This is a genomic window from Achromobacter sp. JD417 (assembly GCF_041879325.1).
Classification (GTDB): Bacteria; Pseudomonadota; Gammaproteobacteria; order Burkholderiales; family Burkholderiaceae_B; genus Achromobacter; species Achromobacter mucicolens.
On sequence record NZ_CP087159.1, the window covers coordinates 584,737 to 597,819 of the forward strand.

A 13,083-nucleotide genomic window follows, 5' to 3' on the forward strand; every position below is an offset into this window, starting at 1 on the left:
ATGCGCGCTTTCCCGCCCGGGCGGAATGCAAAACGGCCCATGCGAAAGGCATGGGCCGTTTGGGTTGCGCGTGCGGCGCCAGCGGTCGGGCGGTCAGAGAATGCCGCGAATGCCGGCGATGCCGTGCGCGCCGTGCCGCAAGGCTTGCGAGACCGTCTGGGTGGATTGTCCGCCCAATGCAAACACCGGAATGCCCGCGTCGCGGTTGCCTTGCACGAAGCCTTCCCAGCCCAGCGTCTGCGCGCCGGGATGGCTGGGCGTGTCCAGCACGGGGCCCAGCACGGCAAAGTCCGCGCCCAGTTCGCGGGCATGGACCACCTGCGCGTTGTCATGCGCGGACACGCCGACCAGGGCATTGCGCGGCAATTCCGGACGAGCGGTCAGATGCAGCGCATCGGCCGTGCGCAGGTGCACGCCGTCGGCTTCCTTCCACCAGGCAACGGGATGGATGCTGTTGACCAGCACGCGCGCGCCGGCGGCGCGGCAACGCTTGACCACCTGTTGCAGCACCTCGTGCAGCGAACTGGCGCCCACGCCGTCGGGCCATTGCGGTTCTCGGAACTGCACCAGCTTCACGCCGCGCGCCAGCGCCGCGTCCAGCCGGCCGAGGAACGGCGCGATGCCCGCGCGCGAGCCGATGCCGCTGATGCCATAGGTGGTGGGCAGCTGCAACCAGCGCAGCGGCGGCAGGGTGGCGGGCAGCAAGTCGCCCACCGCGGCCGCGTTGGCCGGATCCACCCATTCCAGGCGCTGGTTTTCCAGGCTTTGCGGTTCGCCTTCCCAGCCGGTGACGTGGCAGAACGCCAGGCGCACCGTGGTGTGGGGATAGGCGTGCACATAGGTGACCCACGGGCGCGACTGCGTGACTCGGATGCCGATTTCTTCTTGCAGTTCGCGCGCCAGCGCCTGCAGCACGGTCTCACCGGGTTCGAGCTTGCCGCCGGGCAGTTCCCACCAGCCCGACCACGGCTTGCCCTCGGGGCGCTGGCCCAGAAGCAGCTTGCCGTCCGGACGCAGGATCAGGCCGGCGGCGACGTCGACGATCTTTTCAGACATGGCGGGCCGCCCAGTCGCGCGCGAACTGATAGGCCACGCGGCCCGAACGCGAGCCGCGCTCGATGGTCCATTGCAGGGCCTCGGTGCGCGACGGTTCGATGTGCTGTTCGGGGCAGCCCAGTTCGCGCAGCCAGTGGTACACGATGTCCAGGTAGTCGTCCTGCTTGAACGGATAGAACGACAGCCACAGCCCGAAGCGCTCGGACAGCGAAATTTTTTCCTCGACGGTTTCGCCGGGGTGGATTTCGCCGTCGGGCTGGTGCTTGGCCTGCAGGTTCTCGCTCATGTATTCCGGCATCAGGTGGCGCCGGTTGGACGTGGCGTAGATCAGGACGTTGTCGCCCGAGGCCGACACCGACCCGTCCAGCACCGATTTCAGCGCCTTGTAGCCGGCTTCGCCTTCCTCGAAGGACAGGTCGTCGCAGAACACGATGAAGCGTTCGGGCCGCGCCGCCACCAGTTCGACGATATCGGCCAGATCGCCGAGGTCGGACTTGTCGACTTCGATCAGCCGCAGGCCGCGGTCGCCGTAGGCGGCCAGCATGGCCTTGACCAGCGAGCTCTTGCCGGTGCCGCGCGCGCCGGTCATGAGCACGTTGTTGGCGGGCTTCTTTTCAAGGAACTGCAGCGTGTTGCGGTCGATGGTGGCCTTCTGGCGCTCGATGTGCTGCAGGTCCTGCATGTCGATGCGCGCCACGTGGCGCACGGCGTCCAGCCAGCCGCGCGCGCCGCGCTTGCGCCAGCGGAACGCGTGGGCCGACCAGTCGATCTCGGGCGGGGCCGGAGGCAGGAAGGCCTCCAGCTGCGCCAGCACGCGTTCGGCGCGCTGGATCAGGGTGGTGAACTCGTTTGCCGTCATGGTCGATCAGGAGCGGTAGTCGGCGTTGATCGACACGTACTCGTGCGAGAAGTCGCAGGTGTAGACGGTGTCGCTGACCTGGCCGCGGCCCAGCGCGATGCGCACCGAGATTTCGGCCTGCTTCATGACGCGCTGGCCGTCGGCTTCCTGGTAGTCGGGATTGCGGCCGCCGTTCTTGGCAACCAGCACGTCGTCCAGCCACAGGCGGATGTTGGAGACATCCAGGTCGTCGATGCCGGCGTAGCCGACGGCGGCCAGGATGCGGCCCAGGTTGGGGTCCGACGCGAAGAACGCGGTCTTGACCAGCGGCGAATGCGCCACGGCGTAGGCGACCTTCAGGGCTTCCTCGGTGGTGCCGGCTTCTTCGACGCGGATCGTCATGAACTTGGTGGCGCCTTCGGCGTCGCGCACGATCTTGGTGGCCAGATCAAGGGCGGCGGCGGTCAGGGCCTCGCGCACGGCGGCGTAGGCCGCGTCGGACTCGCTGTTGACGTTGACGCCCGACTTGCCGGTGGCGGCGATGATGAAGGAGTCATTGGTGGAGGTGTCGCCGTCGACCGTGATGCGGTTGAACGAGGCGTCGGCGATTTCCACGGCCAGCTTGCGCAGGAGCGGCTGGGCGATGCCGGCGTCGGTGGCCAGGAAGCTGAGCATGGTGGCCATGTTGGGACGGATCATGCCGGCGCCCTTGCTGATGCCGGTGAAGGTGACCGTCTTGCCGTCGATCTGCACCTTGGCGGACGAAATCTTGGGCAGGGTGTCCGTGGTCATGATGCCGTGGGCGGCGCTGGACCAGTGGTCGGCGGCCAGGTCGGCGATGGCGGCGGGCAGCCCGGCGACCAGGCGGTCCAGGGGCAGGGGCTCAAGGATGACGCCGGTGGAGAACGGCAGAATCTGCGAGGAGGGCACGCCCAGCAGCTTGCCCAGCGCGTCGCAGGTGTCCTTGGCTTTTTTCAGGCCTTCTTCGCCGGTGCCGGCGTTGGCGTTGCCCGTATTGATGACCAGGGCGCTGATCGGGCCGCCGGCGGCCAGGTGGGCCTGGCAGACCTGCACCGGGGCGGCGCAAAAGCGGTTGCGGGTGAAGACGCCCGCCACGCTGGTGCCTTCGGCCAGGCGGAACACCGTCAGGTCGCGCCGGTTGGCCTTGCGGATGCCAGCCTCGGTGACGCCGATTTCTACGCCGGCAACAGGGAAAATTTCGGACTCGGAGGGGATCTGCAGATTAACGGCCATGACTTCGTCTCTTGGAGTGAGCGGGACGGAACCGCCGCCAGGCACGGCGGCGTGCGGGAAAGCTTCGTATTATCCCACCGGATCCGGGGGCGGTGTCCGGCCCCCTCGGCAACCCGAGGGGCGGGGCGTCCGCGTCAGGGACCGATGCGCATGGCGGCCACGTCCAGCACGCCGGCCTCGCGGTTGCTCAGCACGCTGCGCACGGTGCCGTCGGGCGCCTGCAGCACCGACTTGCCCGCGGGGACGTCTTCGCCGCCGGCCCGGCGCGCCGAGCGCCCGCGCGACGGCGAGAACAGCAGGTCCCCCGGCTGCGCGCCCTGCAGGCGCGGGTTGGCGGCCAGCACGCGCGTGCCTGGCGGGTAAGTCATGTCGCCCAACACGGTGTCGCGCGCCGCCAGACCCTCGAAGCCCAGCATCCGGCGCTGCGCGTCCAGTTGCAGGTCCACCTTCAGCAAGGGAATCCTGGCCACGGTCAGGGAATCGCTGCCCTCGGTACGCAGCAGCCAGCGCGGGCCGGACCCGCTCTTGTCCAGCGGCGTGCCGCGCAGGGCGGGGTCGACCTTGAGCCAGGCGCCCGCAGGCACGGGCTGCTGGTCCAGCGTGTTGCCGATGGCCAGGTGGCAGCTGGAGAACTGCGGATGCCCGCCATGCACGACGAATTCGATGCGGTGGCCGTGGGCGCACAGCCAGCCCTCCAGCGCCTGGTCGCGGGCGATTTCGGCGGAGAGCGTTTCGGGTTGCTTGCTGGTCGCGGGGTAGCGGAACAGCTGGGTCGCTGCGACGCCCAGGATCTCGGCCGGATGGGCTTCGGGAAAGGTGGCGCGGTCGAACGAGGCCAGGTCGCCCGGCGTGGCCAGCCGCAGGGTGGTGCCGGCGGGCATCTGCACCCCGGCCAGCTGCGTGGGCTGGGCCAGCACGGTCTTGCGCGCGTTGTCGGCCTGCGCATCGCGCTGGGCCACGAACCACTGGCTGAACTGCTGGTACGGAAAGATGGCGCCGACGACCGCCAGCAAGGTCATGAGCACGGTGCCGGCGCGCCGGTGGACGGCCAGCCATTCGCGCGCGCCGCGGGAGGTGGCCAGGACGGCGAGCCAGGTCAGCAACGTGGACAGGCAGGCCAGCGAGGCCGCCATCAACACGTAGAAATTACCGCCAGGAAGAGATACCGGAATCATGGCGGCAATTATGCGCCAATCCGGCCCCCGGATCTGGCGTGCAAGAACGCTTAATCGCGGTTGGCCGCAGAGCGGGTGGCCACCACCTGCAGCTTCAGTTCGCCCAGCGCCTGGAACAAGGCGTTGCGGCTGGATTCGGGCAGGTCGGCGAACATGGACTTGACCCAGTTTTCGTGGGCCCGCGCCATGCGCGAGAAGCTTTTCTTGCCTTGCGGGGTCAGCTTGATGAGCGAGCTGCGGCGGTCCGATTCAACCTTGGTCCGCACCACCAGGCCTTCCTTTTCGAGCTGGTCGGTGATGCCCGTGATATTGCCGTTGGTCACCATCATGTGACGCGAGAGCTCGCCCATCTTCATGCCCTTGGGCGCGCGCTGCAATTGCGCCATCAGGTCGAAGCGGGGCAGGGTGGTGTCGAATTCGTTGCGCAGGCGGCTGCGGATCTCTCCTTCGATGAGATTGGCGCAGGTCAACATGCGCAGCCACAGGCGCAGCGCGTGATGGTCGTCGGGCGCGGCGCGGGATTCCAGGTCGGGAGTGTCGGTCATGGCTCGGAAGATTACCGGGAATGCGGTGGTGATGAGGGCGCCAGACCCATCTGTTCGAAGATGGCTTGGGTCAGCGGGCTGTTCGGATCGTTGAGCGTCAGGACGATATCAAAGTGATTGGTGCCCGGCATCGGGACATACCTGCCGGGAAACCCGCGTTCGCGCCAGGCGGCCAGGTAATCATTGCTCTGGCGCTTGAATTCGTCGGTTTCGGATTCGCCGTAGCTGACCACCAGCGGGCAGCCCGCCTGCGGCAGCTGCAGCGCGGGGCTGTTGCGGATGGCGTCGGCCTCGCTCATGCGCATCCATTCGTTGATGTGCGTGTGCACCAGCGGGCGCAGGTCGAACAGGCCCGACAGCGGCGCGGCGCCCCGGACCACGCTGGGTGGCACGTCGTAACTGGCGTGCCAGCCGCTGGCCAGCAGCGCGCCGACCAGGTGGCCGCCAGCCGAGCTGCCGCAAATGTGGATGCGCGCCGGGTCGCCGCCGTACTGGGCGATATGGCGATGGATCCAGGCCAGCGCGCGCCGGTTCTGGTCGACGATGCGGTCCAGCGTCACGGCCGGGGCCAGCGAATAGTTCACGGCCACGACCACCGCGCCCGCCCGGGTGAACGCGGGCGCCATGTTGCTGGACTCGTTCTTGGACAACAGGCGCCAGTAGCCGCCGTGGATGAACACGAAGACGGGCGCGCCGGGTTTGCCGGGCGCGGCGCCGGCGGCTGGAAATATGTCCAGCAATTCGTCCGGATGATCGCCAAAAGGCACGTCCAGCGCGCAATCCAGCGTGCGCCGGGCGGTGGCGCTGTCCTCGGCGTATTTCTTGAGTATCGGCTGGATGTCGGGTACTGTCGCGCGAGCGTTGTACTGGACGTCCAGCTGAGCGCGATCGTAGTTGCGGTAGAGGGTGTCCATGGCGGCAGGTGGTAAAAACCCTAGACTTGTTTTGCCGAATACTTTAAACCTAAACTATGAACCACGCCAGTTTTCCCTGTGCTGCTTGAGGGGATTGCGGCGTGGCAGGCATACCGCCTGCCGGCACGGCCTGACGGCGGCGACCATCGCGCCGGCGGGCCGGGCACAGAAGTCTTTCGCATCGCACCTTCAAAAAGAACACCCTCTGCGCGGGCTCGCGCACGGAGCACACCACCATGCGTTTGATCACTTCCTTCCTGGCTGCCGCCGCCCTGGTCCCCGCCATGGCCTACGCCGACACCGTCAAGGTCGGCATTGCCAACGACATCTCGGGCCCGTTCTCGGCGCTGGGCGCCGAGGCCCGCGACGGCTTCAATCTGGCCATCAAGCAACTGGGCGGCAAGTTGGGCGGACAGCCCGCGGAATTCCTGCAAACCGACATGGGCGGCAATCCGGACCAGGCCCGCCAGCTCGTCACGCGCTACATCCAGCGCGAAAAGGTCGACTTCTTCACGGGTCCCATCGGCTCGAACGTGGCGCTGGCCGTCGGCCCCGCGTTGTTCGCCGCCAAGATCCCCTACCTGTCCAACAACCCCGGCCCCAGCCAGTTCGCCGGCGCGCAGTGCAACAACTACTGGTTCGGCACGTCGTACCAGAACGACGCGTTCCACGAAGCGGCCGGCAAGGTCGCGGCGGACCGCGGCTTCAAGAAGATGTTCATCATGGCCCCGGACTACCCGGCCGGCAAGGATGCACTGACCGGCTTCAAGCGCGGCTACAAGACCGCCCCGGGCGACGAGGTCTACACCAAGCTCGGCCAGATCGACTACGCCGCCGAGATCGCGCAGATCCGCGCCGCCAAGCCGGACGCCGTCTACATCTTCCTGCCGGGCGGCATGGGCATCAACTTCGTCAAGCAGTTCGTCTCGGCCGGCCTGTCCCAGAACGTCAAGCTGATCGGCCCGGGCTTTTCGGCCGACGAGGACGTGATCCAGGCGGTGGGCGACCCCATGCTGGGCATGTACAACACGGCGCAATGGGCGCATGACCTGGACGTGCCGCAGAACAAGGCCTTCGTCGACGCCTTCCGCAAGGAATACAACGGCCGCTATCCCTCGGTCTACGCCGCCCAGGCGTATGACGTCATCATGGCCATGGACGCCGCCGTCAAGCAGGCCGGCGGCAAAGCCACCGACCGGGAAGCCATCGTGAAGGCGCTGGAAAAGGCTGACTACCCCTCGGTGCGCGGCAGCTTCACCTACGGCAAGAACCACTACCCGATCCAGGCGTACTACCTGCGCGTCGTCGACAAGGACGGCAGCGGCCGCATCACCAACAAGCTGGTGGGCAAGGTGTTCGACAAGTACCAGGACGTCTACGTCGGCGACTGCAAAAAGATGTGACCCCCCCCCCGAAGCGCTGCGCGCTTCCCCCCAGGGGGCGTCGCAGCGGACCGGCAAAGCCGGATCCGCGCGACCCCGCTTGGGGGCAGACGGGTCATGATTCGAGCGCTGCGATATTCGTTGCGGGATGCAGGTGGGATAGCTTTGATGAATTGATCGCGGGGCCCTTCGGCGGCGCGCGGCAAGGGGGAAGTTTTCATGACGTTTACGCTGATCGTCGAGCAATTGCTGAACGGTCTGCAGTTTGGGTTGATGTTGTTTCTGATTGCGGCCGGGCTGACCCTGGTGTTCGGGATCATGGACATCATGAATCTGGCTCACGGCTCGCTCTACATGGCTGGCGCCTATGTCGCCGCCGAAACCATGCAACGCACCGGCTCGTTCACCGCCGCGGTCCTCGTGGCGGCGGTGGCCACCGGCATCGTCGGCATCGTGCTGGAACTGTCGCTCATCCGCCGCCTGGCGCTGCGCGACCACCTTGCGCAGGTGCTGGGCACCTACGCCGTCATCCTCATCGCCAATGACCTGGTCAAGATGATCTGGGGCCCGGCGCCGGTCATGCTGAACATGCCCGCGATGCTGTCCGGTCCCGTGCGCCTCTTGCCTGACCTGCTGTATCCCGCCTACCGCCTGATGATCATCGTCTTCGGCGTGGCGGCGGCTGCCGGGCTGTACTGGTTCGTGACGCGGACCCGCGCCGGCGTGCTGGTCCGGGCCGGCGCCTCCAACCGCCAGATGGCCACCCTGATGGGCGTGCGCGTGCCGCTGCTGTTCCTGGGCGTGTTCGTGCTGGGCGCCATGCTGGCCGCGGTGGCCGGCGCGCTGCTGGGCCCGATCACCTCGGTGCAGGTGGGCATGGGCGAAGAGATCCTGATCCTGGTGCTGGTGTGCATCGTCATCGGCGGCATCGGCTCGATCCGGGGCGCTTTCGTGGGCGCGCTGCTGGTCGGCATGGTCGACACCGCCGGCCGGGCGTTTCTGCCGATGCTGTTGCGCCAGGTGTTTTCTCCGGCCGTGGCCTCCAGCGTCGGTCCGACGCTCGCGGCCATCGCCATTTATGTATTGATGGCGGCAGTGCTGGTGTTCCGGCCCTCTGGCCTCTTTCCGGCGCGGGGCTGACCATGAAAACCAAGATCTGGACCGTGGTCCTTCTGGCTGCGCTGGCGGTGTTTCCGCTGGTGGCGCCCATGCTGGGCCTGGACTTCTACATTTCCTTCGTGCGGCGCGTGCTGATCTACGCGTTGGCGGCGACCAGCCTGAACCTCATCCTGGGGTACGGCGGCATGGTGGCGCTGGGCCACGCCGCGTTCTTCGGCGCGGGCGCCTACGCGGTGGGCATCCTGGCGATGTCGGGCGTCACGTCCGCGCTGGTGTCCTGGCCGGTGGCGATGCTGCTGGCGGGCGTGCTGGCCTGCATCACGGGCGCGATCTCGCTGCGCACGCGCGGCGTGTACTTCATCATGATCACGCTCGCGTTCGCGCAGATGCTGTTCTATATCTTCATCTCGCTGCGCCAGTACGGCGGCGAAGACGGGTTGAACCTGCCGGGCTATTCCACCCTGCCGGGCATCGACCTCGCTCACGACGTCAGCTTCTACTACCTGGTGCTGGTGCTGTTCGCGCTGCTGATGTGGGCCTTCGGCCGCGTGGTCGCCTCGCGCTTCGGCATGGCGCTGCAGGGCATCCGCGAGAACGAATCGCGCATGGAATCCATGGGTTACCCCGTCTACCGCATCAAGCTCGTGGCCTTCACGCTGAGCGGCGCGGCCGCCGGGCTGGCGGGCGCGCTGCTCGCCAACCACAACCTGTTCATTTCGCCCAGCCTCATGCACTGGACCCAGTCGGCCAACCTGCTGATCATGGTCCTGGTGGGCGGCATCGGCCTGCGCTACGGCGGCGTGGCCGGCGCGGTCGTGATGCTGACGCTGGAAGAAGTGCTGCGTCTGTGGACCGAATACTGGCACCTGCCCCTGGGCGTGCTGCTGCTCTGCGTGGTGTTTGGCGCGCCGCGCGGCCTGGTCGGCCTGTTCGGGCCGCTGTTCAGCGGGCGCGCTGCCCCGCAATCCGGCAAGGTGGGCTCATGAGCACTCCGATGAATCCCACGACCCGCGCGACCGGCACGCACGCCTTGCAGGCGCGCGGACTGGTCCGCCGCTTTGGCGCCCTGGTGGCCACCGACAACGTGTCGCTGTCGCTGGAGCCGGGCGAGATCCACGCCCTGATCGGCCCCAACGGCGCCGGCAAGTCCACGCTGATCCACCTGCTGTCGGGCACGCTGTCCGCCGATGCCGGCACGCTGGAGGTGGACGGCCGCGACGTCACCGCGATGAACGCGCACCAGCGTGTGGCGGCGGGGCTGTCGCGGTCCTACCAGATCACCAACATCTTCAAGCAGTCCAGCGTGCTGGATAACCTGGTGCTGGCCGTGCAGGCCCACGCCGGCAGCAGCTTCCGCTTCTGGAAGCCGCGCGCCGCGGAGTCGGCGCTGTATGAACAGGCGCGGGAACTGGCGCGCGAGTGCGCCATCGACGCCAGCCTGCTTGGCCGCGCCGCGGGCACGCTGCCGCACGGCGAACAGCGCAAGGTGGAGTTTGCGCTGGCGCTGGCCGCCCGTCCCAAGGTGCTGCTGCTGGACGAACCCATGGCGGGCATGGGGCCGGACGAGACCGTCCGGCTGACCGAACTGATCGAATCCATGCGGGGACGCGCCGCGATGCTGCTGGTTGAACATGACATGCAGGCGGTCTTCCGTCTTGCCGACCGCCTGTCCGTGCTGGTGTACGGCCGGGTCATCGCCTCGGGCACGCCGGACGAGATCCGCGCCAACCCGGAAGTGCGCCAGGCCTACCTGGGCGACGAGGAGACCGTGTGATGCTGGCCATCGAATCGGTAAAGAGCGGATACGGCGCCAGCCAGGTGCTGTTCGGCGTGGACCTGGAAATCGGCGCGGGTCAGGTCGTGACCCTATTGGGCCGCAACGGCATGGGCAAGACCACGCTGCTGCGCACCCTGTTCGGGCAGTTGCCGCTGCGCGGCGGCAAGATCCATTTCGCGGGGCAGGACATCAGCGGCTGGAGCCCGGACCGTATCGCGCGGGCCGGGGTGGCAATTGTCCCGGAAGGCCGCCAGTGCTTTCCCAACCTGACCGTGCGCGAGCATCTGACGGCATTCGTCGCGGGACGCAACCCGGACATCGGCGAGCCCTGGACGCCCGATCGCGTGTTCGAACTGTTTCCCCGGCTGGCCGAGCGCGCCCGCAACATGGGCAACCAGCTGTCGGGCGGCGAGCAGCAGATGCTGGCCATCGGCCGTGCACTGGTCACGAACCCGCGGCTCCTGATCCTGGACGAAGCCACCGAGGGGTTGGCGCCAAAGATCCGGGAAGAAATCTGGAACTGCCTGGCGCGCCTGCGGCAAGCCGGGCAGACCATTCTGGTGATCGACAAGTATGTCGAAAGGTTACTTAGCCTTGCCGACCGGCATGTCATCCTGGAACGCGGCAAAGTGGTCTGGACGGGCGATTCCCAAGCCCTGGATTCGGACCGCAGCCTCTGGGAACGCTACCTCGGCGTGTAGCCGCCGTGTCGCAATAAAGCTGCAAATCGGGACGGCGAGTGGTAACAGTCACTGATATAAAACGCAATAAATCAAGATATATATTGCTCGCGTGAAACTTAGGGTGTCTCGAACGCATCCAGACGTTTGCACCTGTATCAATAAACCCCACCGCCATCTACACTAGCCGCGCCGGTTCGCCCGCATGGGGCGCCGGCGTTCAGGCTCATGGCTCAAAAGGCGGGGCATCAGCATGGCAGGGCGCCTCGTACGGCCTAAGCACCCGACCTGCATCCCCGTTTTCGCGCGTGACATCGCATCAGGCTGTCAGGAAGACTTCGCATGGCGAAATGGGGATTGCGCAGGAAATCACTAATGGCGCTGCTGTTGGCGTGTCTGGTCGCCTTGGCGCCGGCGGCGCTGATCGGCTGGCAGGTGCTGGACGGCGTGCGCGAGCACTTCGGCCGCGCCTTTGCCGATAACTTCACGCAGTTGAACCGCCAGCGGATCCTGGCCCCGGTGTCGCGCGAACTCGCGCTGTCGCAGCGCCTGGCCGACAGCGAGGTCACGCGCCGCTGGCTTCGCAATGAAAACGATCCCGCCGCGCGCGAGCTGTTCTTCCGCGAGGCCGACGGCTACCGCCGCGATCTGCTGGGCGGCGCCTATTTCATCGCCAGCGCCGCCTCGGGCAATTACTACTTCAACGACGACAAGCCGCTGTCCGAGACGCCGCGCTACACGCTCAGCCCCAGCGCGGCCGACGACGGCTGGTTCTACGCCACGATCAAGTCTTCCGCCCCCTACAACATCAACGTCAATCCCGACCTGAAGCTGCAGACGACCAAGGTCTGGATCAACGTGCAGATCCGCGACGGCGAGAAGGTCATGGGCCTGACGGGCGCGGGGCTGGATGTGGGCGGGTTCCTGAAGGAATTCGTGAACAGCGGCCAGCCGGGCGTCACGCCCATCATCGTGGACGAGGAAGGCGCGATCCAGGCGCACATGAACCCCGCGCTGATCGCCTACAACTCGGGCGCGGGCGGGGCCAGCGGCGAAGGCATGGTCTTCAGCCTGCTGGACGACGGCGAGGGCCGCGCCGAGCTGCTGTCCGCCATGCACGCGGCCCAGGCGGACCCGCAGTCGGTGCAATCGGCCTGGGTCAAGATGGACGGCGTGCGCCAGCTGGTGTCGGTGGCGTACATGCCGGAGCTGCACTGGCACGTGCTGACCGTGGTCGACCTGGGCGCCGCCCGGGTGCTGGACACGGGCTGGCTGTGGCCGGCCGCGATCGGCCTGGTGGTGTTGTTTGCGGCGATGCTGCTGTGCTTTGGCTATGCCATCGAACGCCTGATGCTGCGCCCCTTGCGCCGCCTGCAGCAGTCCGCCCGGGCAATCGCCGACGGCAGCTACGACGTGCGCCTGCCGCCGGGCGGCCAGGACGAGATCGGCGACCTGAGCCGGGCCTTCGGCGTGATGGCCGACAAGGTGCGCAAGCACACGGCCGAACTGGAAACCAAGGTGCGTGAACGCACCTCGGAACTGGAAGACGCCAACCGGGCCATGGCCGCGGCGCACAAGAAGATCGGCGACTCGATCGATTACGCCAGCCTGATCCAGCGCGCGATCCTTCCGGACCGCCAGCTGACCCAGTCGCTCGGCGCGCACCATTTCGTGCTGTGGAAGCCGCGCGACGTGGTCGGCGGCGATTTCTACGTGTTCCGCTCGGACGGCGCCAACTGCCTGCTGGGCATCATGGACTGCGCGGGCCACGGCGTGCCCGGCGCGCTGATGACGATGCTGGCGCGCGCCGCCATCGATCTGGCGATCACCGAAGTCGGCCCGGGCGATCCCGCCGGCATTCTGACGCGCACCGACAACGCCATCCGGGCGATGCTGGCCGACGCGCAATTGCCGCGGGCCCTGGCCACCAACACCGATGCGGGGCTGGTATATATTGACCGGCAATCCGGCAGGTTGCTGTACGCAGGCGCCAAGATAAGCCTGTACGCAAGCGATGGTGAAACCCTGCGCGAAGTGCCCGGCGCCCGGCGCGCACTGGGTGACAAGCGTATGGGGGTTTACGAGAACATCGTGCTGCAGATGGAGCCGGGCTGGACGTACTACCTGGCTACCGACGGGTTCCTGGACCAGGCGGGCGGCGAGCATGGTTTCGGCTTTGGCAACACGCGGTTCGCGGAAATGCTCAAGACGCACGCCCGCAGGCCGTTAACCGAACAGGCGGCGGCTTTCAGCCAGGCGCTTGCCGAATACCAAGGCGGCCGGCCCCAGCGCGACGACATTACCTTGCTGTCTTTCCGTTTCGAATAATCGTTATCAAGGCGG

At 67.1% G+C, this 13,083-nt stretch carries 12 protein-coding genes; 6 read left to right on the plus strand and 6 right to left on the minus strand.

The genetic code is table 11. The features are described 5' to 3' along the window. Positions 1-93: 93 nt before the first annotated feature. The 6 genes from LN047_RS02625 to LN047_RS02650 form a co-directional block, all read right to left on the minus strand. Complete coding sequence (locus LN047_RS02625; RefSeq protein WP_373981112.1) at positions 94-1,056, minus strand: Nudix family hydrolase; 963 nt, start codon at positions 1,054-1,056, stop codon at positions 94-96. After that, positions 1,049-1,915, minus strand: a complete 867-nt coding sequence (locus LN047_RS02630; RefSeq protein ID WP_056327484.1) for an ATP-binding protein — start codon at positions 1,913-1,915, stop codon at positions 1,049-1,051. The genes LN047_RS02625 and LN047_RS02630 overlap by 8 nt, the downstream gene beginning before the upstream one ends. A gap of 6 nt (positions 1,916-1,921) precedes the next feature. Beyond that, positions 1,922-3,148: a bifunctional glutamate N-acetyltransferase/amino-acid acetyltransferase ArgJ gene (gene argJ / locus LN047_RS02635; protein WP_373981113.1), complete on the minus strand. Its 1,227-nt coding sequence runs from the start codon at positions 3,146-3,148 to the stop codon at positions 1,922-1,924. Positions 3,149-3,282: 134 nt separating this feature from the next. Beyond that, positions 3,283-4,323, minus strand: a complete 1,041-nt coding sequence (locus tag LN047_RS02640; RefSeq protein ID WP_373981114.1) for a hypothetical protein — start codon at positions 4,321-4,323, stop codon at positions 3,283-3,285. A 50-nt stretch (positions 4,324-4,373) separates the two neighbouring features. Further along, complete coding sequence (locus LN047_RS02645; RefSeq protein ID WP_056327479.1) at positions 4,374-4,868, minus strand: MarR family winged helix-turn-helix transcriptional regulator; 495 nt, start codon at positions 4,866-4,868, stop codon at positions 4,374-4,376. Between the two features lie 11 nt (positions 4,869-4,879). Then, positions 4,880-5,782, minus strand: coding sequence for an alpha/beta hydrolase (locus tag LN047_RS02650; RefSeq protein WP_226847940.1), 903 nt, complete (start codon positions 5,780-5,782; stop codon positions 4,880-4,882). 236 nt (positions 5,783-6,018) lie between these two features. On the opposite strand from LN047_RS02650, the gene LN047_RS02655 reads away from it, so the two are divergent. From LN047_RS02655 to siaA, 6 genes are all read left to right on the plus strand, one after another. Further along, positions 6,019-7,185 (plus strand): ABC transporter substrate-binding protein, encoded by a 1,167-nt coding sequence (locus LN047_RS02655; protein ID WP_217619012.1) that lies wholly within the window; start codon positions 6,019-6,021, stop codon positions 7,183-7,185. Positions 7,186-7,383: 198 nt separating this feature from the next. Further along, positions 7,384-8,304, plus strand: a complete 921-nt coding sequence (locus tag LN047_RS02660; RefSeq protein ID WP_056327617.1) for a branched-chain amino acid ABC transporter permease — start codon at positions 7,384-7,386, stop codon at positions 8,302-8,304. Positions 8,305-8,306: 2 nt separating this feature from the next. Next, on the plus strand, positions 8,307-9,269 hold the full coding sequence (locus LN047_RS02665; protein ID WP_056327473.1) for a branched-chain amino acid ABC transporter permease: 963 nt from the start codon (positions 8,307-8,309) through the stop codon (positions 9,267-9,269). Further along, a complete protein-coding gene (locus LN047_RS02670; RefSeq protein WP_369818591.1) occupies positions 9,266-10,057 on the plus strand; it encodes an ABC transporter ATP-binding protein in 792 nt (263 codons plus the stop codon). Before LN047_RS02665 ends, LN047_RS02670 begins: the two co-directional genes overlap by 4 nt. Next, complete coding sequence (locus tag LN047_RS02675) at positions 10,057-10,761, plus strand: ABC transporter ATP-binding protein (RefSeq protein ID WP_152383302.1); 705 nt, start codon at positions 10,057-10,059, stop codon at positions 10,759-10,761. Before LN047_RS02670 ends, LN047_RS02675 begins: the two co-directional genes overlap by 1 nt. Positions 10,762-11,082: 321 nt before the next feature. Continuing rightward, positions 11,083-13,068: a biofilm regulation protein phosphatase SiaA gene (siaA, locus tag LN047_RS02680; protein ID WP_373981115.1), complete on the plus strand. Its 1,986-nt coding sequence runs from the start codon at positions 11,083-11,085 to the stop codon at positions 13,066-13,068. Positions 13,069-13,083: the final 15 nt, after the last annotated feature.